The sequence below is a fragment of the Pseudomonas lyxosi genome (genome assembly GCF_047758685.1).
GTDB classification, from domain to species: domain Bacteria; phylum Pseudomonadota; class Gammaproteobacteria; order Pseudomonadales; family Pseudomonadaceae; genus Aquipseudomonas; species Aquipseudomonas lyxosi.
The window spans coordinates 3916343-3935805 of sequence record NZ_CP180481.1; the positions used below are offsets into that span (position 1 = coordinate 3916343).

General features: G+C 54.8%; 21 protein-coding genes and 1 pseudogene. 11 read left to right on the forward strand and 11 right to left on the reverse strand.

Annotated elements, in window-relative coordinates:
- Positions 1 to 6: 6 nt before the first annotated feature.
- Positions 7 to 933 carry an enoyl-CoA hydratase/isomerase family protein gene (locus ACMXYI_RS18035; RefSeq protein ID WP_415768396.1) on the reverse strand — a complete coding sequence of 309 codons (927 nt, stop codon included), beginning with the start codon at positions 931 to 933 and terminating at the stop codon, positions 7 to 9.
- Positions 934 to 1924: 991 nt separating this feature from the next.
- On the opposite strand from ACMXYI_RS18035, the gene ACMXYI_RS18040 reads away from it, so the two are divergent.
- Together ACMXYI_RS18040 and ACMXYI_RS18045 are read left to right on the forward strand one after the other, a co-directional pair.
- Positions 1925 to 3076, forward strand: coding sequence for a polymorphic toxin type 44 domain-containing protein (locus tag ACMXYI_RS18040; RefSeq protein ID WP_415768397.1), 1152 nt, complete (start codon positions 1925 to 1927; stop codon positions 3074 to 3076).
- A gap of 82 nt (positions 3077 to 3158) precedes the next feature.
- Complete coding sequence (locus tag ACMXYI_RS18045) at positions 3159 to 3476, forward strand: hypothetical protein (protein ID WP_415773913.1); 318 nt, start codon at positions 3159 to 3161, stop codon at positions 3474 to 3476.
- 562 nt (positions 3477 to 4038) lie between these two features.
- On the opposite strand, the gene ACMXYI_RS18050 is transcribed toward ACMXYI_RS18045, so the two are convergent.
- Entirely contained in the window at positions 4039 to 4707 is a 669-nt protein-coding gene (locus tag ACMXYI_RS18050) for a polysaccharide lyase family 7 protein (RefSeq protein WP_415768398.1), read from the reverse strand.
- Between the two features lie 343 nt (positions 4708 to 5050).
- Between ACMXYI_RS18050 and ACMXYI_RS18055 the strand changes: the two genes are divergently transcribed.
- Positions 5051 to 6142 (forward strand): DUF3616 domain-containing protein, encoded by a 1092-nt coding sequence (locus tag ACMXYI_RS18055; protein WP_415768399.1) that lies wholly within the window; start codon positions 5051 to 5053, stop codon positions 6140 to 6142.
- Positions 6143 to 6303: 161 nt separating this feature from the next.
- On the opposite strand, the gene ACMXYI_RS18060 is transcribed toward ACMXYI_RS18055, so the two are convergent.
- From ACMXYI_RS18060 to ACMXYI_RS18070, 3 genes are read right to left on the reverse strand one after another with little or no spacing between them, the layout of a single operon-like run.
- Positions 6304 to 6786: a GNAT family N-acetyltransferase gene (locus ACMXYI_RS18060; RefSeq protein WP_415768401.1), complete on the reverse strand. Its 483-nt coding sequence runs from the start codon at positions 6784 to 6786 to the stop codon at positions 6304 to 6306.
- Positions 6787 to 6834: 48 nt separating this feature from the next.
- Positions 6835 to 7197 carry a DUF6463 family protein gene (locus ACMXYI_RS18065; protein WP_415768402.1) on the reverse strand — a complete coding sequence of 121 codons (363 nt, stop codon included), beginning with the start codon at positions 7195 to 7197 and terminating at the stop codon, positions 6835 to 6837.
- A 3-nt stretch (positions 7198 to 7200) separates the two neighbouring features.
- Entirely contained in the window at positions 7201 to 8142 is a 942-nt protein-coding gene (locus tag ACMXYI_RS18070) for a LysR family transcriptional regulator (RefSeq protein ID WP_415768403.1), read from the reverse strand.
- 179 nt (positions 8143 to 8321) lie between these two features.
- Here ACMXYI_RS18070 and ACMXYI_RS18075 point away from each other — a divergent pair, with 179 nt between their 5' ends.
- Positions 8322 to 9332, forward strand: coding sequence for a zinc-dependent alcohol dehydrogenase family protein (locus ACMXYI_RS18075; protein ID WP_415768404.1), 1011 nt, complete (start codon positions 8322 to 8324; stop codon positions 9330 to 9332).
- Positions 9333 to 9535: 203 nt separating this feature from the next.
- Here ACMXYI_RS18075 and ACMXYI_RS18080 read toward each other — a convergent pair whose 3' ends face one another.
- From ACMXYI_RS18080 to ACMXYI_RS18090, 3 genes are all read right to left on the reverse strand, one after another.
- On the reverse strand, positions 9536 to 9985 hold the full coding sequence (locus ACMXYI_RS18080) for a hypothetical protein (protein WP_415768405.1): 450 nt from the start codon (positions 9983 to 9985) through the stop codon (positions 9536 to 9538).
- A gap of 248 nt (positions 9986 to 10233) precedes the next feature.
- Positions 10234 to 10704: a hypothetical protein gene (locus tag ACMXYI_RS18085; protein ID WP_415768406.1), complete on the reverse strand. Its 471-nt coding sequence runs from the start codon at positions 10702 to 10704 to the stop codon at positions 10234 to 10236.
- A 279-nt stretch (positions 10705 to 10983) separates the two neighbouring features.
- A complete protein-coding gene (locus ACMXYI_RS18090) occupies positions 10984 to 11589 on the reverse strand; it encodes a hypothetical protein (protein ID WP_415768407.1) in 606 nt (201 codons plus the stop codon).
- A 498-nt stretch (positions 11590 to 12087) separates the two neighbouring features.
- Between ACMXYI_RS18090 and ACMXYI_RS18095 the strand changes: the two genes are divergently transcribed.
- A complete protein-coding gene (locus ACMXYI_RS18095) occupies positions 12088 to 12432 on the forward strand; it encodes a cupin domain-containing protein (protein ID WP_123366411.1) in 345 nt (114 codons plus the stop codon).
- A gap of 11 nt (positions 12433 to 12443) precedes the next feature.
- Here ACMXYI_RS18095 and ACMXYI_RS18100 read toward each other — a convergent pair whose 3' ends face one another.
- Entirely contained in the window at positions 12444 to 13397 is a 954-nt protein-coding gene (locus ACMXYI_RS18100; protein ID WP_415773914.1) for a LysR family transcriptional regulator, read from the reverse strand.
- A gap of 124 nt (positions 13398 to 13521) precedes the next feature.
- Between ACMXYI_RS18100 and ACMXYI_RS18105 the strand changes: the two genes are divergently transcribed.
- Together ACMXYI_RS18105 and ACMXYI_RS18110 are read left to right on the forward strand one after the other, a co-directional pair.
- A complete protein-coding gene (locus ACMXYI_RS18105; protein ID WP_415768408.1) occupies positions 13522 to 14262 on the forward strand; it encodes an AzlC family ABC transporter permease in 741 nt (246 codons plus the stop codon).
- A complete protein-coding gene (locus ACMXYI_RS18110) occupies positions 14259 to 14585 on the forward strand; it encodes an AzlD domain-containing protein (RefSeq protein WP_415768410.1) in 327 nt (108 codons plus the stop codon). Before ACMXYI_RS18105 ends, ACMXYI_RS18110 begins: the two co-directional genes overlap by 4 nt.
- Here the strand turns inward: ACMXYI_RS18110 and ACMXYI_RS18115 are convergent.
- Positions 14562 to 15257, reverse strand: coding sequence for an FMN-dependent NADH-azoreductase (locus ACMXYI_RS18115; protein ID WP_415768411.1), 696 nt, complete (start codon positions 15255 to 15257; stop codon positions 14562 to 14564). The two genes, ACMXYI_RS18110 and ACMXYI_RS18115, sit on opposite strands and share 24 nt — an antisense overlap.
- Positions 15258 to 15363: 106 nt before the next feature.
- Between ACMXYI_RS18115 and ACMXYI_RS18120 the strand changes: the two genes are divergently transcribed.
- Both ACMXYI_RS18120 and ACMXYI_RS18125 read left to right on the forward strand, forming a co-directional pair.
- The gene (locus ACMXYI_RS18120) at positions 15364 to 16218 is read left to right on the forward strand and encodes a LysR substrate-binding domain-containing protein (protein WP_415768412.1); all 855 of its coding nucleotides are present in this window, start codon (positions 15364 to 15366) and stop codon (positions 16216 to 16218) included.
- Between the two features lie 114 nt (positions 16219 to 16332).
- Positions 16333 to 16896: a histidine phosphatase family protein gene (locus ACMXYI_RS18125; RefSeq protein WP_415768413.1), complete on the forward strand. Its 564-nt coding sequence runs from the start codon at positions 16333 to 16335 to the stop codon at positions 16894 to 16896.
- A gap of 415 nt (positions 16897 to 17311) precedes the next feature.
- On the opposite strand, the gene ACMXYI_RS18130 is transcribed toward ACMXYI_RS18125, so the two are convergent.
- Positions 17312 to 17584, reverse strand: a complete 273-nt coding sequence (locus ACMXYI_RS18130; protein WP_046056783.1) for a hypothetical protein — start codon at positions 17582 to 17584, stop codon at positions 17312 to 17314.
- 656 nt (positions 17585 to 18240) lie between these two features.
- Here ACMXYI_RS18130 and ACMXYI_RS18135 point away from each other — a divergent pair.
- Both ACMXYI_RS18135 and ACMXYI_RS18140 read left to right on the forward strand, forming a co-directional pair.
- On the forward strand, positions 18241 to 19053 hold the full coding sequence (locus tag ACMXYI_RS18135; protein WP_415768414.1) for a hypothetical protein: 813 nt from the start codon (positions 18241 to 18243) through the stop codon (positions 19051 to 19053).
- A 135-nt stretch (positions 19054 to 19188) separates the two neighbouring features.
- Positions 19189 to 19380: pseudogene (locus ACMXYI_RS18140) on the forward strand (integrase); the annotation flags it as partial.
- Positions 19381 to 19463 lie beyond the last annotated feature (83 nt).

The following is a 19463-nucleotide window of genomic DNA, read 5'->3' on the forward strand; positions in this document are numbered from 1 at the left end:
GCAGGATTATTTCGACTCCTCACCTAAGGTGCCGGTGTAATGGGCCAACCGTTTCTCGACATCCGCTTTCTTTTGCAGACCAAGCTCCATCAGCTGTTTGATCCGTGCCTGTGCCGCCGGGCGTTTAACCGAGCCGATGAAACCATCCCATTCGGCGGCAATGGCTTCATTGGGTGGCAGGCTGGCCGCGTCGACCAGGTGCTTGATGTCGGCAATCGACTGTTTGTCGAATCGAGCGATGCGGCGTGCCATGGTGTCGACGAATTTGTCGAGTTCGGCATCGGGTAGTGCGCGATTGACGTAGCCATAGCGCTCGGCGAGTTCGCCATTGATATCGTTGCCGGTCAGCAGCACTTCCAGCGCACGGCCACGCCCCATCAGACGTGGCAGGCGCGCCATGGGACCACCTCCGGGCACCAGGGCGGCGCCGATTTCCCATTGCGACAAGATGGCTTTCTCTCGGCTGGCAAAACGCATGTCGCTGGCCAAGGCAAGCTCGCTGCCGACACCGGTGGCACGACCGCGAATCGACACGATCGAGACCACCGGCGCCTTGCTCAATCGCACCAGCATGTCGGGCAGCGGTGGCAGGCCAGTCGGGCCGTTGGGCAGGCTGGTGGTATCGGTCAGCGGGGGCACGAAGTCATAGTGGGTCAGGAAGAAATCCGGAACGTCGCTGTCGAACACCACCACGACCAGTTTCGGATCGGACTCAATGGCGGTCACCACCTCGTTCAATTGCGGCATGGTTTCCGGGCCATAGATGTTGTACGGCGGGTTATGGAACGTGACTCGCCAGTATTGGGGCGTGACGCGCGTGAGCTTGATTTCCTGCTTGTCCGCGCTGGTGGGGGAAGCTTCACCAGCGAGCGCCGCCCCCGTCGTTGCCATGCTGGCGAATATCAATGCAGCCGTGAGCAAATGAAGTCTCATGAGAACATCTCCAGGGGTTGCCTGATAGCATGTGGGTTCCCGTTTGAGCAGCCGTTGCGGTTTGCTTAATAATCGGAGCGCGCTAAAAATCCCCGCATTGCTCGGTTCCTTCACGGGTAAACACATGAACATGATTTTCGTGCGGAGCCGGGAGGCGGCAAGGCACGATCGGGGGTAGGGACAGGAGGCGGCAGTATGCGAGGCGGTAGGTGGGTTGATCTATTGCGAGACACTCGGGATCAACAGTTGGCCGGAATATGTCGTCTTTCGTCGGTAGCTCCGACCCTTCAAGCGTAGCAGCGCCTCTTCACTTAGCCAGTCACATAATCAGATGGGATCGGCCCTGTTGAAAAGGTCTTCAGCGACCTCAACAGTCGAAACCTCGGCAGCGGAATAGGCTACGAACCGTAGCGTGAGACAGCCCACGCCAACTGGCGCAGGATCGGTCTTGCCCTGGCGAATGCATCATTTTCGGGGACGAAATGGCGTCCGGCCTGACAACCTGGCCACCCCAGTACGAATTGCAGCGGGTATCGGTTTAAACATCCTGTCTTGAAACCCAGTCTAGTGCTGGGGTTAGTTGTTTTTGGAGGCAGCAGTGAGAGGTGGCCGGTCTTGCTTGGTGATTGCATGCAGCTCGGCGAATGTCTTCATTTGGCCGGAAACGGACCTAGGACGGGTATCCGCTTTTGGCTGTGAGGTGCCCGTAATCTGGATAAAGGTTGACCGCCAGATTTGTGTTTAATCGCCAAATGATTGCGGACTCCTCTTTGCGCTGGCTCGTTATCCAGCCCACTATCAGTGAACTACTGATGCCTACGGCGACTAAAGCTGTGAAGGGCGAGCAGGCTTAAGTCTCGGGCAAGCGCGTGACACGCGTTCAGATTTTTCCTACAGGCCATTCACCATCACATGCGTTAATCTCGCGGCGCCTACAAAATGCTCTTCGCCTCCACTGACGGGGGCTTGTTATGCACAACAAGGACGACGAATGATTTCCTCTGCTCGATTGGGTGACAAACATGTCTGCCCAATGCCCGGTCATGGCACCACCCCGATTGCCTCTGCCTCCGCTGACACAAACATCAACTTCATGGGTTCTGCTCGCGTGGGCGATACCTGTGGGTGTGGCGCTGTTATCACGACAGGGTTTCCGTCCATCCAAGTGAACGGGCGTCCTATGGCTCACTTGGGCAGTCCTACCAGCCACGGCGGAACCATCATCACTGGGTCAGGCGATGTCGGTGGCGGCTTTGTCATGGGGGATGGTGGTGGTGCAACAATCATCAACTTCATGGCGCTCGGAGCATTCCGGCCAGATGGCACTGTGGACGATGAGAAAATGGCCACACTGCTGGCTGATCCAAAGCTGACAGAGAAGGCAACCGCTGCAAATGCTCTTGTAGACCCTAAGGCCGCTGCTAAACGGCCGGACGCGAAGCCTGAACCAGGAGCGGAACCCGCCGTTTGCAATCATCCCGACGAAATGGAAGGGCTGGCCAACTACATCGCTGATGAGATGAGCCGAAACATACAGAGCCCGGAAGTTTTAAGGATGCAAAGGCTTAACAACTATGATCCCACTGCGGCAGACAGGGAGCCTCCACAACTCTCAGGCTTGGGCGGACCAGCGGCCCGCGCCCTGAGCAAGTACAGAGACACAGCTACATCGTGGGTAATCTGGGCAAGTAAAGTGGGCCCAAGGATGGATTGGGATCACAAGCCGAAGCTTCGTAAGCTGTTTGTTGGCCTGCACCATAAACAGGGGGCTTACGAGTACTTTTACGACATCTGGTCGAACATTCACTATGGATACGTAGGAATCATAGGTGGCTTGTCAGAGAGCGAGCTACTGGATGGCGCTGGCGCTGCACAATTTTTGTCGGACGCCGCTACCAAAACTGGCGAGATGAGCAAGCCTGAAGCGGAGAGAGTGCATCCCGGTCCACATACTACGGCGAGTCCATGGACTGAACCGCGATCATGGGACGACGTTGCCGATAGAGTATCCATTGAAATTGGGATGAAACTCGCTAAACAGCATCCCACAGGGGGAGTAACCGCGAAGATGATCATGGATGAAATGTTAGCAGTACCACCAGAGAACTGGGGGGATGGAATTCGTGCCCACAAATGCCAGTAAGCGTCGGACATGGTACATACGGATACTGTGGATACCTGTGTTGTATTTAGTGGTCACTCACTGGGACATAGCTTTGCCGACCGTGAATGTTCACTACTCGAAAGCTGGGCGAGATGAGTTCCGGTACATCTGGAACGTCCAAGACCGGATTTACAAAGGCGGAATGCTTCCTGGAGGCGGTGCGGTTGATAATGGGGTGCTCTTCCCTGACGACGAATTCTTCATGGAGTTTTCGTGGTGGAGCAAAAAAGAAGGGCGTAATCATTGCATCAGCATCGCGCCGAAGTGGCCCAACACCGACATCTACCTAGACGCAGACGGCAACATCGACATGCGAAAAGAGAGCGGAACTGATGCAGACAGATTGAAAGAGTGTCAATGGGACCGAGCCAAGCCTTAGATGCATGCGTTGCTGGCTGAAAATAAGCTAGCGGTTCGCCCACACCAAAGGACTGTCATCCTGCACGGCGATAAAACGGAGGATGTGGGCGAGCGAGTGAACTCTATACTATGAGTCGTAGTTGATTTAGTAGGCACCTCCGACCGGCAGCTAATGGCCGATAGCTGCCCATCGCGAAATGGTGCAAATCGACCGAGCCCTTAAGGTTAGTTAACTCAATCCAGCACCGGGCGCAGGAAAGAGCGTTCATAATTCAGGATAAATCTTCTCTGGGTAGCCTCCGCCACCCATCTGATGCATTCCTCGTCCCGCTCGCCTTCTTTGCGATAGTGAACGTGATCGCACCATGTAAGGATGCGTGCCGCCACCTTCGACACCCGCCTGTGATAGCAGCGTATCCCACTGTTTGCGCACGCATGGTTTTGAAAGGCTTCGAGGGCATCTGCCGCCCGTGCTGTTGAGTTCACTGACAGCTAGCCACTTGGTAGCCGATCGACGAGGAAATCCACTAAAGTCTTCACCCTTCGGATCGGCGTGCCAACGGTAGTGCCTAAAGAAGCAACTAAATGTTGTGTTGGATCTCCAGCATCCTGAACGTCACTTTTCCGCCCTCGGTGGGATAGCCTGTGTTGTCCTGCACATACGCACCCGCTTTGAAATACAGTGGTTTGGTCTTCCAGCTCGGGTCGATGGTGGTTCTCCAGTTGTATCCTGCTGCGCTGATGCCCAGCGCGCCCTTCGGGCTGAGGTGGATCTGGTAGGAAAAGTTGCGGTCGAGCGGCACACCCGTCGCAATGGTAATGACCTGGCCCTCTTCATCGTCGGGGCGCATGCGCACCTTGGCGACAATGTTTCCCGTCGAAGACGACGTTTTGTATTGGTATTCCAGCTTCACCATGGGGTTATTGCTGTCCTTGTTGTGAATCTGACCAATCACGATCTTGCCGGTGCTGGGCACCTGATTGACGGTCACACTCGCCCGCAGAATGTTATCCGCCGCTGAATACTGCCAGTTGCGCAGCGTTCCATCGCTATAGGTTTCCCGCAACTCGCTGCGCGGGTATATAGCGTTGGCCGTCCTGGAACCGGTCACAGGTGCCCAGAAGAAAAGGGTAGCGGCTTCAGAACTGAAATACTGGTCCTTGAAGCCTTGCGCCAGTCGAGGCGTTTCTATCGTGGCCGGTGGGCTGCCTTCAGGGATGCTCAAATTCCAGGTGGCGAGATCGATCATGTCAATAATCCTGTATGCGGGGAATGTTGCGGCCACAGTTGCGCTCGAACCAACGCTATTGAGCTGTGTCAATTGGGTCTGCTGATTAGGAAATCCGTATGGCGGTAGATTGACGTCAAATGTTCGTCGAGATGGTTATTGCAGGCTTTGTGCCTGCCGGGGTCACCGTTCGTCGGCTATTTTGGGAGTTGATGGAACTAATTCGGATTGCTTGGCTAAGGGGCCTAAGCCATCAGCGGTGGACGGGTCGGCCAGGACGAGTGCATGCTCTGGACGAAGAGCACACGCAGAAATCCGGTTCTGAATAACCGGCGCGCAGCGCCATAAAGACAGGAAACCGCTCATGAGCCACCGAAGCAATTTTGCGCTGTTGAGCTTTGATCCGGCGTTTGCGTCGTTGCGCGATGGCCTTTCGGTCGTTCAGCAGATTGACGACACACTCTGGGTGGCGAACGACGAAACTACGAGCCTGGAACGCCTGAAAATCCAGGATGCTGCGCCCGGCGGCGTCGTAAGGTGCGACGAGCACCAATCGTTTCCGCTCCTGGAATATCTGGATCTGCCCATACCGAAACAAGACGCCGAGATCGATATCGAGGGCTTGGCCTATGCCCCTGACAGTGGTTACCTCTGGGTGGTGGGCTCCCATAGCCTGAAGCGCAAGAAGTCCGAGGCCGGCACTTCTGCACGGAAGAATATCAAGCGCCTGTCGACGGTAGAGGCGGACGGCAATCGTTTTCTGCTGGCCCGCATCCCTGTGGTGCAGCAGAACGACAGCTATGTACTCGCCAGGAAAGTGGATGCCGATGGACGTACAGCGGCGCGGCTGCAGGGCAACGAAGTTGGTAACGACCTGACCGCGGCCATTGCTGAAGATCCTCAGCTACGCGACTTCCTGCGTATCCCGGGTAAGGACAACGGCTTCGATATCGAAGGGTTGGTGATGATCGGCTCGCGCCTTCTGCTGGGGCTGCGTGGACCGGTGCTACGCGGCTGGGCCGTGTTGTTGGAGATCGAACCCGAGCTGAACGACGCCTCGTCTGACACGCTGGTGCTGAAGAAGATCGGTCCGGATGGGCGCCGCTACCGCAAGCACTTCTTCGCGCTCAATGGCCTGGGATTGCGTGACCTGTGCACCCGCGGTGACGATCTGCTGATCCTGGCGGGCCCCACGATGGAGCAGGACGGTCCGGTAACGGTCTTCCGATGGCGTGGCGGTTTCGCGTCCGACGAGGAAAGCGTGGTCTTCACCGATCAATTGGAGAAGCTGCTGGAGGTGCCTTTCGGGCAAGGCAACGATCACGCTGAGGGCATGTGTCTGTTCCAATCGGGCGAGCAGCCTGGAGAGGTTCTGATGATCGTCTACGACTCTGCGGCGCAGAGTCGTAAACACGGCGATACGGATGTGGAAGGGGACCTGTTCATCCTGGATTAGCCACGCACATAGACGTCAACGCGGCCTGTAGATCAGTTTGCCTGGGGCTTCATTGTCTTCGGTTACTGGATGGCCCGGACCGCTTCTGGCCGAAAGTTGTCAGTTACGAATGACCCAGCAAAAGTCCCTCGAACCTCTTTTCACCTTTAGGTGAATCGCCTTTACAGACGCATGCCCATCTCGAAAGCACGAGTCTCAAACCCGAACTCTGTGTACATGCGAGCAGCACGTGCATTGAACGGCCAGACGGACAACCTCAAGTCCTGAGCATCATTTTCGATTGCCCAGTCTTTAACGAGTTGAATAAGCCTGCGTCCAATACCTTTCCCCCAAAATTGCTCGGCAACACATACCGATCCGATGCGAACAACGTTCAGCGGTTGCATCAGTGGCCCAGAGCTTGCCGACAGGCTGGCAGTAATGAAGGCTGCGGCCTGGTGACCGACATTCGCGATGAATACAACCTGACCCGGTTTCTCGAAAAGACCTGACCAGTGAGGAAGGTCGCGCGAAAAGTCTTGGGTGGCAGCCGCGTAAATATCGGGACGGGCAGCGTGGTGCACCGCGTTAAGCAATTGTCCCAACTCACAAATGCTCAATGCGTCTTCTACCGTTGCAGCTCGGTAAGTAATGGCTTCGTCCATGATGTGCAACTCTCCTTGATTGTGTGGGTGGTTCGCAGCGCTCGTTTGTCAGGCGTACAAGCCATACCCTGCCGCGATGATCAGCGGAGAAACCAGCAGCGTTGCCCAGAACCCCGATTTTGGAACAGCAATGACGCAAATGATCGAGATCATAAGCACATAGATGCCAACAATTTTAAGTAGCGCGAGATCGCCAACGGCTACGGCGTGAATCGCTGTCTGCCCTGCGAGCATAAAAAGCGGCCCCAGCATGGTGAACCAGAGGGCAGTACGCCGATCTTCGTGCGCTTTGAATTGGTCAACGAAGCCAGAGTCTACAGCGGCGGCGAATGCTGTTTTGAACTTGATAATACCGAAAGGAATATGGAGGACGCCCAAGGCGAAAAGGGTCCATGCGACGATGTTTGACATGTCTTACATGCTCCGTAACGGTGAGGTTGGATATTGTTCCAGCCAGTCTGGATGGAGCTGCGGAAAGCGCTCTTGCAACCATTCAATAAAAACCTGCACCTGCGGCGCCAAGTGCGTCCGGCTTGGGTATAGCACCGACACAGGACGAGGGGCAGGGCGATAGGGTTTTAGAATCTCCACCAGGGCACCGCTGTTCAGGTACTGGCTTACCGCAATGCCGGGCGCTTGAATGATTCCGAACCCTGCCACGCCACATTGCACGTATGCGTTTGACTCCGTAACGGTGATTCCAGCGTTGCTGGTATAAGTCCTGTCCTTGCCCCCAACCGAGAAGTGCCACGGCAGTGTCCTGTTGCTTTGTCCGGACAGGAAGTTGACGCCTTGATGTGACTTCAATTCCTCCAGCGTTTCGGGTTCGCTGTGCTCATGAAGGTATTGGGGGGCGGCGCAAGTCACCATTGTCGCTACACCAACAGGGCGCGCGATCAAGGTTGAGTCCGGCAGATCGCCGATGCGCAACACGCAATCAACGCCTTCTCCCACCAAGTCAACGGTCCTGTCTGTGACGCCAAGAATCACGTTGATTCCCGGGAAGTCTGCGGTGAACACTTTCAGGCTGTCCATGAATTCAACTTGAGCGAAAGCGGTCGGAATATCGATACGAAGCCGTCCACCAAGGGTGGCTCTGGATCGATCAAACATTGAGGTCGCGGCAGAGACGCTTCCGAGAATGTCCTGCACACGCTCGTAGAAACGCTCACCCTCTGCTGTGAGCGTCACTTTCCGCGTAGTCCGCTGGAACAAGCGCACACCCAGTGACATTTCCAGTTCCTGGATATACCGGGTGACTTGCGGACGCCCAATGTCCAGCGACTCGGCGGCTTTGGTGAAGCTTCCCAGTTCGGCAAGCCGGGCGAACAGTCGCATCGATTGAAGCAATTCCATGACCTTCTCTCTAAAGCCTGTGCTGATTTATCTCATACGAACCCGACGATTGTTGCCTATAAATACAACAAACATGTCATTTGAAGTGCATTTATTGCGCACCGATAAAAGCCAATCATGGGTTCAAGGCACAAGAGATCCAGTTCGTGCCACCACTGACTACTTTTTTGGAGAGCGCAATGAAGGCTTGGTTATTGAAAGATTTCGGACTCGACAACCTAGAACTGGGTGACGTTTCGACCCCTGATCCAAAGGCTGGCGAGCTGTTGGTAAAAGTCGGCGCCGTCTCGCTTAATTTCCGCGACAAAGCCATCGTCGATGGCATTTATGAACCTCACAAAGTTCCCAAGCCGCTGATCCCTGTCAGCGATGCCGCCGGCACTGTGGTTGCGGTCGGCGATGGCGTTACCCGTTTCAAAGTGGGTGATCGGGTCAATTCGCATCTGTATTCCCGATGGCTCGACGGTGAACCAGGGCCGCATGAACCCGAATACTGCTTCGGCTCCCCGCTGCCCGGCGGGTTGGCTGAATACATGATTATCCACGAAGACAGTGCAGTTCGTGCTCCTGACAATATGAGCGACGAGGAGGCGGCCACATTGCCCATTGCTGCGCTCACGGCCTGGTACTCGCTCGTCGACTTCGGGCAGATTCAGCCAGGGCAAACCGTGCTGGTTCAGGGCACCGGCGGCGTGTCCATTTTCGCTGTACAGATTGCTACGGCGCTTGGCGCGAAAGTCATCGCGACGTCCAGCAGCGACCAGAATCTGCATACCGTGAAGGGCCTTGGTGCCGTGGCCGGGATCAATTACCGAAGCACGCCAAACTGGGAAGAAGAAGTGCTGAAGCTGACCGAGGGCAAAGGCGTCGACCTGCTGCTCGATGTGGCTGGCGGAAGCGGCATCAATCAGTCAGTCGCGGCCACCAAGGCAGCCGGTCGCATCGCGCAGATTGGATTTTTGACTGGGCAAACCGTCCAACTGAATCTGATGCCGCTCATCTTTCGCCAGACAACCATTCGTGGTATCGCCGTAGCACCGCGCTCGTCGTTTGATCGAATGAATGCATTCTTGAACGAACACAAGATTCGACCTGTCATCGATTATGTCTATCCATTTGAACAGGCACGAGAAGCCTACGAGCATCTTGCCAGGGGGGCGTTTGGGAAAGTGGTCATCAAGATTGCTTAATAATTTCAAGGCGCCGAACAGGCGCCTTTTTTCATCACTGAGGCGCAGTGAAAATCCAATCGTAATCGTCTGCTTCTGGCGGATAACAGCCTGTCGCGAAGGGCGGCAATCGACCCAAATCTGACGATGGCGACAGGCAGACTTCGGCCAAAAGCGGAAACAAGACGCCATGCTGGGCAGGTTTAGGAATATGCGCGGGCTTTTTACATGAAAATGACGAGCACTATTGTGATGTTTGCAACTAATCCCCAGAGCTGGAATGTAATGCTGCGTAGAAATTGCCGGCTTGCCGGTGCTGCATTTGTACGATCACAAAAAGAGGTCACTGTTCCGGCTATCCAGAGGCCCGGGTAAGTGAACCAATAAAACAGCCAAGCCAACGCTTCCGGATGCGGGCGCGCGTGAACCCAGAGGTAGAAAAGCAGCAAGTAGTCAACAGCGACCATCATCGCGCCGATCTTGGCAGCCGAAGAAGCACCAAGCGCGTGCATCAGCCCCAATGTGAGTAACCATGGCCCCGAATACCAAATGAACCTCCCAAGCGTCCCCATAGAGCTTGGATCCGCCATAAGAACGCCTAGAACCACGAAAAAAAATAGACTGCCAAAAAATGCGATGTGCCAACCACTATTAACACCTGAAGCAAATCGCATTCACGCCTCTCGTGGCATAAGCTCTTCTGAATATCTCCACTTGTTGTAACACATCAGGGTGAGCCAACACACGCTGCTGAATTAGGCGCGTCCAGTTATACCGAGACACGTAACATGGGATGCTTTGGTTTGAAAGCGGGCTCAGGTTGTACACCTGCTTTTGGCCGATTGCTTCCTGTCGCGGAAGGGCTGTAATCGACCCAAAGCTGTCCTTCAAACCATCTCATTTAAAGTAAAGGTATGGTCCATCACGCCTTTTTCTTAATAGCGCGAATGGCTGCCATGTAAGCGCTGTTTCCGATTCCGATCTGACCCCAGACCTCGCGGCTTTCTCCTTCCTGGCGGTCGTATTGTTCATCCGCATCCCACAGTGAGAGGATTTGGTTTGGAAACCAGTATTCATATGAGGTGAAATCATGAGGGCCAGAATTATCTGAAGCAGCCATCAATGAAAACACTTCGGTGGCAGAGCGCGCGAAGACATCGATGCCCTTGAACACGAACGTGAAATTCGGGTTTCCGCAGACACCAATAAACCAGACTTCATCGCTTGGCCCGTAGGAAAGCTGCATGCAGGATTCGCAAAAATAATCAACGCCGTCGTGGGAGTTCTCGAGTGGGAATCCAATGGCAGCCATTGTTTGCCTCGCTACAGCGCGTGGTACGCCAAGCCGCACGGGACCAATGGCTTCGAGTGGTGAGATTTCAAAAACAGGCATCTACTGCGCTCCATAAAAGCGAAAAGCCTAGCTAATAGTTCAGTGCCATTACCAGTACTAACGCAACCTTCTCAACGACTGCTTTTGGCCGTTTGTTGCCTGTTGTGAAAGGCAGATATCGACCCAATGCAGCCCTTCTTTTTCATTGCGTCTGTAACTGTCGGCAGCCGACTGTCGGCTCTCGACAGGCCCGGCGCATCGGGCTTGCATTGGATTCTTGCGCTGCAATTGCTGCTGGGACTGTTTCACTCGAAAGGTCAGGTCAGGTCAGGTCAGGACTTAGGATCCGGCTGAGCGATTCTTTCCCTGCGTACACGGATTAAAAATCTGGTAAATACTCTCGCTGGATCCTACATAGGTTTTGGTACCTGGAACCGCCAAAGCCGAGTAATTCTTGCGATCGGTGACCTGAATAAAATTCCCTTGCGCAGCCGTGAAGCTCTCAGTGTTTGGCGGCACTAGCACGCTCAGGAACTGGGCTTTCTTATCGATGGCCAAGGCACCTCCCACGGTAATTGGCGCCAGCATGGCGGCCCAACGTTCACTGAATAGGTAGAAGGTATCGGCTGCGGCTCTGCCACTTTGCAGGTGGGCACACTGCACATCGCTGGCGTTGATGACTTCAGCTTGCTGGTAGATGCCGCCCTTATAGAAGGCCAGCACTAGCTTGCTCTTGGTCAGTACACCCAGGCCTTGCTTGGGTCTGCACACTTGCAAATCACCATAGGGAGATAAACACCAGTTGGTTTCGGTGATAGTGACGATTTCGTCTGCTCTGAGCTTCAGATCGCGTTCAATATTGGCGCGGGCTTCCGGGGTTTCGTAAGGGATGGCGCATGCGCTCAATAGAGCTGCGAGGGTAAGGGCGAGTAGCGGGGTTCTCATCAAGCGTCCTTTGCTGCTGGAAGGTACATGTAAATGACGAATATTTTTTGCAAATTTCTTCCTTCAACACTCTACGAGTCAAGCAATCGCGAGAGCAGGAGAAAATAGCCGTCGTTGAGATTGGGTTCTGAGACAAGAACATCAAAGCGGACGATGTGATCGACAAACTCTGGCCGCTGATGGCGGCTGAGCAGATCCTCAACCGGTCACGCACCGGGAAAATTATACAGATCGCGCTGAGTTTAAAGAGCTGTTGGAGAATCTACTAAAACTCGTCGTTTGAATTTCTCGACAGCTAGCGCGACTGAGATCCATTTTGAGTCAGACGCCGCGTCGTGCGCTGACGTCCAAAAAGCAGCTATCGTGAGAGTCCGCTTTTGGCCGATAACAGCCTGTCGCGAAAGGCGGCAATCGACCCTTTGTCGCCTCCCGACTGATCACACCTTTTTAGGGTCTCTACTTCTAGTCAGACCCTGTACGTACAGAGGGGAGCGCGCGATGAGCAACGAACAGGCGGCACCCGAGACGAAAGGGGTCACGGTGAAGTTACTGGCAACGATCGACCTGGGTCCTGAGATTGAGGGTATGGCAGGGCGCCAACTTAGAATGCGCCGGGTGACCATCGAGCCTGGAGGCGTCTTCGGGCCGATTCACAACCATATAGACCGACCAGGCACCGTCTACATTCTGCAAGGAACGATCACTGACCATCGAAATGGAGTCGCCACGGATTATGGGCCGGGAGTGGGCTGGCCCGAGGACAGGAACACCACACACTGGCTTGAGAACAGAGGCACGATTGCGGCGGTGGAGATCTCGGTTGATATTGTCAGGCAAGAGTAAGTTCATTTACTTCACTTGAACTGAGCAACCAGCCAATCCTTCAATCGCCCACACGCCGGATCTTCTGCCTTTTTCTCATTAATCATCAAATACTGAACCGATTCCCTGAGCGTCAGTTCCTCCGTCACCGGCCGAACCAGGCGCCCCTGCTGTACTAGATGTCTCACCAAATGATCCCAGCCCAAGGCGATACCTTGATCATCCAGCGCCATTTGCACGAGAAGGCTGTAGTCATTGCTGCTGAAGTAGTGCGGGGTTTCCGAGGCCGGGATCTGTAGGTCATGGGACTGGAAAGCGAACCACACATTCCAGTCGACCTGTTCTGACAGTTGGGAACGGCCATAAGGGTTCAGATCCAGCAATACGCTGTTGCGCATGCCCTCCAGGGTGCTCAGTTCTGGATGAGCCTCCAGATAACGAGGCGTGCACACGGGATAGACGACTTCATTAAACAAAGGTATTCGCAGATAACCGGGGCGCAGATCACTGTTCTTGGTGATGAAGATATCCGGATTTATCCCGGGCTCCATCACCAGAAAATGCTGGGTGGTGATGATATTCAGGTCGACATCGGGATTGGCACTGAAGAAGTCTTTCAGTCGGTGGGATAGCCAAAGCGCCGACAACGCGGGTGAGCAGCAAAGGGTGAGGGTGCGCTTATCGCTTTTTTCCCGGCGGATTCTTTCGGTTGCTTGAAAGATGTTGAGCAGCGACAGCTGTGCAGCATCGAAGAGTGCGGTGCCCGACGCTGTCAGCCTGACTTCCCTCCCGGTGCGGGTGAACAACTCAGTCCCCAAGTAGAGTTCAAGCTCGCGAATCTGACGGCTGATCGCCGCTTGCGTGACGCACAACGCCTCGGCGGCCCGGGTAAAGTTTCGATACTTGGCGGCGGCCACGAAGGATCTCATGGCCTTGAAGGACGGCATTGAGAGCAGGGCCTGATCAGGCTGGGAGCTTTTAGCCATAACAAAAACTACCTGTTTTCTCGAAAAAAAAGTCGGTTCTGCCCATCGGGCTCCGGGTCCACACTCTACCGCACGATGGGTCGCAATCGAACCGGCGGCGGGAAGACAAAAACAAGGAGACGAAATGCGGTACCAATCAGGAAGAGAAGCGTTCATGCAAGGTGTCCGGGCGCTCATTCCATTGAGTCCCGGTGTTGTTCCTTTCGGTTTATTGACGGGGGTCATGGCGATCAACATGGGCATGTCGCCCGGCACGACCATGGGCATGACGCTGCTGTTCTACTCTGGGTCCGCTCAGATGGTTGCACTGCAACTGCTCCATACGGGCGTTGTACCGCTGGCGATTGTGGTGACGGCCCTGGTCATCAACTTGCGCTTCATCATGTACAGCGCGTCGCTGGCTTCCCATCTGCACCACTTGCCCCGGCGCTGGACATGGCCGCTGTCCTACATGCTTTCTGATCAATCCTACGCGCTGTGCAGTCTCAAGCTTTCCTCTGGCGAACTGGGTCAATTCGCACACCACTACTATGCCGGCACCGCCGCTGCGATGTGGCTGTCGTGGCAATTGTCGGTATTGGCGGGCATCTACCTGGGCGCAAGCATCCCCGAGACCTGGTCATTGAGCTTTGCCATACCCCTTTCGTTTCTGGCGCTTCTGGTTCCCGGCATACGCAGCGCGGCGAGCCTGGCCGCCGCCTCGGTCGGCGGGCTGATCGCCGTGTTGGCGGTCAACATGCCCTATAACCTTGGGCTGATAACCGCTTCCATCGGCGGTGTCATGGCGGGTCTGTTGATCGAGAGTGTTCGCAAGCGCCCATTGAGCGATGCGCTGACCCATGACGTCGAGAGGGAGACACCATGAGTGATCTAGCCTTGTGGGGGATGTTCCTGGCGGTCGGTTTGGGAACGTTCGCGATGCGTCTTTCCTTTGTCGAACTGTATGGCCGGTTGCGCATTCCGTCAGTGCTGAGTCGGGCCTTGCTTTACGTACCGGCGAGTGTGCTGGCGGCCCTTGTACTGCCCGCTGTGGTGTACCCCAATGGGCAGGGTGAATTCGTATTGAATAACCCCCAGATACCCGCCGCCATTATTGCGGCCTGGGTCGCCTGGCAAACTCGCAATACTGTCCTGACGCTGGCGGTGGGTATGGGAGGGCTGTGGCTATGCAAGTTTTTCGGTTTGTAATGAGTCGATGTGCAGCCGAGGGGCCTGAAGCGTCAGCGACAAACTGTCTGCCAGGCTCCTGGCCTGCTGAGTCGCGTCCTCACGTGCGCGCCGATCAACGTCTTCCCCCAGGATGGTTTTCTCCACAATCACCGAATGCACATCCGTGACGCCGATAAATTTCAGCCAGGCTTCCACGTAGGGCTTCTGGAAGTCGAAGCGCTCCGCCGGTGTGCTCGACTGCGCCGAAAAATCCAGGCCGCGGGCGTACATCACCACGGCGAGTTTGTTGTGCAGCATGCCTTCCAGACCACGTTCCGGGTCAACGCTGAACAGGATGTCTTTCTGCGATACCAGGTCGATGAAGTGCTTGAGTTTGTACGGGATGCTGAAATTCCACAGCGGTACGGACATCACGAGAACATCCGCGCGGTGCAGATGACCTGCCAACTCTTTTAACGTGCTCCAGGCGTCTTGTTGTGCGGGGGTCAACGGCGTGCCATTGAGCCCGGCGTATTTGGCCTCCATTGCCAGATCATCGAATTCCGGCAGAGCCATGTTCCAGAGGTCGAGGGTGATGATTTCGGTGTCCGGGGTGTTTGCTTGATAACGCGCAATGAAGCTGCGGGCGACTTCAAGGGAAGCCGAACGCTGCTTGCGTGGAGAACACTGAATATGGAGAAGAGTCGTCATGGCACACCTTGAATGATGGGGAGGCAGGGCAGGTGGGAGCATTGCAACATAGTTGTATTTGAAATATAAATCGTAAATTCCAACTCGATTGATCGCGTATAAAACTATGTTCGATGCTCTGCTGCTCAAGACATTTGTCACCGTCGTCGATGAAGACGGCTTCAGCCGTGCAGCCCAGAAGCTGCACCTGACTCAGTCGGCGGTCAGTGGCCATGTGCGGCGATTGGAAGAACAGGTTGGTAAACCCCTGTTGACGCGCACCACCCGTTCCCAGCAACTGACGGCCGATGGCGAGCGCCTGGTCTCTTATGCGCGCACGATCCTCGCGCTGAACCGTGATGCCTGGACCGACCTGACACGCACGCCGTTTCACGGGCGGCTGCGGATCGGGGTGTCCGAAGATTTTGTCGAGTCTCGATTACTGCGCACTGTTCAGGATTTCGCAGCGCAATACCCCGGCATGAAGATCGAGGTGCAGGTGAACATTCCGGGTACGTTGCTGGCGTTGATGAAGCAAGGGCATCTGGAAGTGGTCATCGGTTCGCTGTGCGAAACCAGCGAAACGGGGCTATTGCTATGGCAAGAACCGTTGGTTTGGGCCTGGTCCGCGCAACCCGTCGCCCGGTTACCCACGCCGTTGCCGCTGGCCCTGTTCCCCGAACCGTGCCCTTATCGCGAGGTCGCGCTGACGAGACTGGCGCAGGCGGGGATCGCCCAACGCACGGCGATGTTGTGCAGCAGCACCGCCGGGTTGCGGGCGGCGGCACTGGCAGGCTTTGCGGTAGCGCCCATGCCACTCAGTCAGTTGGGGCAAGGATTGGCGGTTATTGGGGCTGAACAAGGGTTGCCGGAGTTGCCGGATGCGCAATGTCGGCTGTTCACCTCGCCTGACGCGGATCAGGCGATTGTGGCTGCGGTGACTCAACTGATTGTGGAGTATTGCTCTACGCGGAGGGCTTGATTGTTATTTCAAGGGCTTGCTTGAGCGTCTCGGGTAGCGGTTATTATTGCGCCCCGCTAAACAGGATTGCTCAGGCACGAGCATTCCGTTCGCTAAATCAAGGATGTGATTCCAGTGAGCAAAGAAATTATCTTAATGCGTCATGGTCAGCCGAATCTGGCTACGCTCGACAAGGTTTCAGCACTTGGTATGAAGCGCTGGATTGAGCAATACGACTTATCCGAAATTGCGGACCAGCCTGCCCCTAAAGCGAGTTTGGAACTGGCCGCTACCGCCAAAGTAATTGTCTCAAGCAGCGCGCCCCGTGCGCTCACATCTATCCGGGCCTTGGGCCTTCAACCCACCATCGTGGATGAGATTTTTTGCGAGGCACAGTTACCCTATGGACGATGGGCACTGCCGCGACTTTCACCCTTCACGTGGGCATTTATTCTTCGTATTTTATGGTTGTGCGGTTTCTCCGGAAATGTTGAGTCTGCCCGCAAGGCGAGGGTGCGGGCCATTGAGGCAGCACAACGACTTCAGTCCCTAAGCTGTGAAGGCTCAGTTCTTCTGCTCGGTCATGGATTCATGAACCGAATGATCGCAAAGCAGCTGGAAGCTGCTGGATGGACTCGCCACACAAATACCGGCAATCGATACTGGAGCGCTGCGACCTACCGAACGAGTCATGGTTGAGGCATATATTTTGATTAGCCAAATGACGGATATTGCCTGGCGCGTATTCGCCAGACGCTGACCGTCCGGTGGATGCTGCGCAGCTCTTTGTTTGCGGACACGAAAAAACGGGCGCCGTCATGGCGCCCGTTTTCATTTCTTCCATCGCCCTAACCATGGCCGACCGCACATAGCGGCTTTTTACCGTATGAAAGGCTTCACATTTTATTTCACATACTGACTTGATGAAGAGGCGCTAATTTACTGGCCTCCAGAGGTTTTGTAGGCTCTTAAAACAAAAATATCTTCACATTTTATTTCACATATTTTTTGTGAAATGACTTCGGTCAATGGACTCACGAAAGGATCCGTCAGCCGCTTACGCACAGATCGCAATTACAGAAAAACGGGCGCCCATTGAGGCGCCCGTTTTTACTTACTCCTTCACCTGCGCTCGTAAGCGTCGACCGATCACGTCCATCAAGTCACAGCCGTCGCGTAACGGAATGACTAACAGCTGAGAAAAGTCTTTCAACACCACCGTGTCGCAACCGAGTTCGGCGCGGTAGGCGATGTTTTCCAGCACCTGCGTGACCGTGCGGATGCGGTAATCGGCCATGGCTTGCAGGACGTCGAGTGGGGCTTGAGTGTCGATGAGCAGGGAGGCCGGGATCAGGTCGATTCCGGTGAGGGGCATGTATCTTTCCATAGGTGAGATCTCGTTCAGTTAGATGAGACCGCCAACAGATCGTCGCCAAACGAATAGGGTGGCAGTTGCGCGCAGGTTGGCGAACCGGGAACGAGTAACCGGCAGACCCGAAGGTCTCCCGCGCGCAACCGCCATAGTACAGCGGTTTTGCAGTTGCGACGACGCCTGCAAATGAGCAGGCGGCCCTCGCATTCGTATCTCGGGTCGCCAAACCCGAATCGCCATTTCGGGCGACGAGATGGACTATAGGCCTCATCAGAACAGCGGGAAAGGTGAGGGATTCCGAGGTTTGTGTAGGAATTTTTATGGTGGTCCTAGGACCGTTTCGCCCCTTTCGCCGGCAACTGCTATCGGCCAAGAGCGGACGCTCGATCTAGGGCTGCGTCGGCCAAAACAGACATTGAGGTCATGCCATCTTTGTCTATGGTGAAATTTTCAAAATCTGCGAAAGCAGGTGGGGCTAGTCGATTCGTGTTTTGATACTGTTATGCCTCCGCAAGCGACTAGCAATCAGTGCAATTTGTCACGATATCCTGAGTCGGGCATTGACGCTGCCTATCCTTAGGTATGTTCTTTATGCCAGTAAATGAAAGTCTCAAGAGCGCGACATCACTTCCTAGCCTGTCGTTGAACTAGTGTATTCAGGATCTGAAAAAATGGAAATTCACCACTACACGCGAGCATCAACACTTCCGTTAATCTTACAAAGCGGCAAGCTCCGGTTCACTAGAGCTGACCACTTGGATGACCTTGCGGAGTTACCTTTTGAAACTTTTCACTTGTCGCGGCAGGCATACTTTATAAACTCTTGGGTCAAATCAGCTGTTGAGAAATCGGGGCAGTGGTATCGGTACGCTGATCAGCACCGAGGCGTCCGCGTGAGCTTCAAAGGTTCCCCATTCCCGCTGACAAAGCTGCGTCTTGAACTTAGTCGTCCATGTAAAACTAAGGACGGTGAGCTAAAGACGTTGGGTTTTAGACTCAATCGAGTGCCAGCACCATTCACAAGAGGAACAATGTTCGGCAAAGGCTTTGTGCTTATGCCATGGGTGGACGAGGAGTCCTTCGGTGGCGACGTTCTATATGTTGAAGATCCTGCTGCCTATGTTAGGCAGTTCGTTTGCTCAACTCCGGAAATGACTGAGATTACCGGAGGCTCCAGGCTAGCCCGGGTAAAGGCCACTCATTGGGAAGATCAATCTGAGTTTCGGTTTACCCTGATGGCCATACAAGGACCAAACCTAATCTATCAAGACGATCCTGATCAATATGAGAATGAGCTCCTCAATCTGATGGAACAGTGGCATTCCTTGGGAACAGGTGCGGCAGCGCCAGAGGTTCCTTTTATCGATCTGCCAATAGATACCTTGATGCTTGACCGTATGACAGTAACGTTGGGGTCAAATATTAGCGATGAGGATCGCAAGGCTGTATTGCATTCGATCCAGCGATATGCACCAAAGCCATAGTTTCAGAAAGCGCGATACAGGCACGGTGAATCCGGAAGAGCCGCACACAAATGACCGTCAGCTATCGGGCGGATAGCGACCATCATTCACTGCAACTGATCCATCCTTGTCCTCCCTCAACGTAGAGGACGAGCCATGAACAATATTGCTACATACGGCCATCAGCCTTGGAATAAGGGAAAGCTTGTCGGGCAGAAAGCCCCGCTCCGAGTCAGAGATATCTGGGCCATCCGCGTAAGACTTCAGCTTGCAGAGAAGACACGTAATTTAGCGCTCTTCAACTTGGCCATCGACAGCAAGCTGCGTGCCTGTGACTTCACCAAGATAGCCCTTGAAAGCACTCAGATACCTGGGAATCTAGGTCGATGATGCCCTGGAAATGGCGGAACAGACGGAAGTCTGACCATCTA

What these genes read in the sequence shown, in the direction of transcription:
- ACMXYI_RS18035 (WP_415768396.1), bottom strand. Translation starts at nt 933, where the DNA reads ATGAGACTTCATTTGCTCACGGCTGCATTGATATTCGCCAGCATGGCA.
- ACMXYI_RS18040 (WP_415768397.1), top strand. Translation starts at nt 1,925, where the DNA reads ATGATTTCCTCTGCTCGATTGGGTGACAAACATGTCTGCCCAATGCCC.
- ACMXYI_RS18050 (WP_415768398.1), bottom strand. Translation starts at nt 4,707, where the DNA reads ATGATCGATCTCGCCACCTGGAATTTGAGCATCCCTGAAGGCAGCCCA.
- ACMXYI_RS18055 (WP_415768399.1), top strand. Translation starts at nt 5,051, where the DNA reads ATGAGCCACCGAAGCAATTTTGCGCTGTTGAGCTTTGATCCGGCGTTT.
- ACMXYI_RS18060 (WP_415768401.1), bottom strand. Translation starts at nt 6,786, where the DNA reads ATGGACGAAGCCATTACTTACCGAGCTGCAACGGTAGAAGACGCATTG.
- ACMXYI_RS18065 (WP_415768402.1), bottom strand. Translation starts at nt 7,197, where the DNA reads ATGTCAAACATCGTCGCATGGACCCTTTTCGCCTTGGGCGTCCTCCAT.
- ACMXYI_RS18070 (WP_415768403.1), bottom strand. Translation starts at nt 8,142, where the DNA reads ATGGAATTGCTTCAATCGATGCGACTGTTCGCCCGGCTTGCCGAACTG.
- ACMXYI_RS18075 (WP_415768404.1), top strand. Translation starts at nt 8,322, where the DNA reads ATGAAGGCTTGGTTATTGAAAGATTTCGGACTCGACAACCTAGAACTG.
- ACMXYI_RS18080 (WP_415768405.1), bottom strand. Translation starts at nt 9,985, where the DNA reads ATGCGATTTGCTTCAGGTGTTAATAGTGGTTGGCACATCGCATTTTTT.
- ACMXYI_RS18085 (WP_415768406.1), bottom strand. Translation starts at nt 10,704, where the DNA reads ATGCCTGTTTTTGAAATCTCACCACTCGAAGCCATTGGTCCCGTGCGG.
- ACMXYI_RS18090 (WP_415768407.1), bottom strand. Translation starts at nt 11,589, where the DNA reads ATGAGAACCCCGCTACTCGCCCTTACCCTCGCAGCTCTATTGAGCGCA.
- ACMXYI_RS18095 (WP_123366411.1), top strand. Translation starts at nt 12,088, where the DNA reads ATGAGCAACGAACAGGCGGCACCCGAGACGAAAGGGGTCACGGTGAAG.
- ACMXYI_RS18100 (WP_415773914.1), bottom strand. Translation starts at nt 13,397, where the DNA reads ATGGCTAAAAGCTCCCAGCCTGATCAGGCCCTGCTCTCAATGCCGTCC.
- ACMXYI_RS18105 (WP_415768408.1), top strand. Translation starts at nt 13,522, where the DNA reads ATGCGGTACCAATCAGGAAGAGAAGCGTTCATGCAAGGTGTCCGGGCG.
- ACMXYI_RS18110 (WP_415768410.1), top strand. Translation starts at nt 14,259, where the DNA reads ATGAGTGATCTAGCCTTGTGGGGGATGTTCCTGGCGGTCGGTTTGGGA.
- ACMXYI_RS18115 (WP_415768411.1), bottom strand. Translation starts at nt 15,257, where the DNA reads ATGACGACTCTTCTCCATATTCAGTGTTCTCCACGCAAGCAGCGTTCG.
- ACMXYI_RS18120 (WP_415768412.1), top strand. Translation starts at nt 15,364, where the DNA reads ATGTTCGATGCTCTGCTGCTCAAGACATTTGTCACCGTCGTCGATGAA.
- ACMXYI_RS18130 (WP_046056783.1), bottom strand. Translation starts at nt 17,584, where the DNA reads ATGGAAAGATACATGCCCCTCACCGGAATCGACCTGATCCCGGCCTCC.
- ACMXYI_RS18135 (WP_415768414.1), top strand. Translation starts at nt 18,241, where the DNA reads ATGGAAATTCACCACTACACGCGAGCATCAACACTTCCGTTAATCTTA.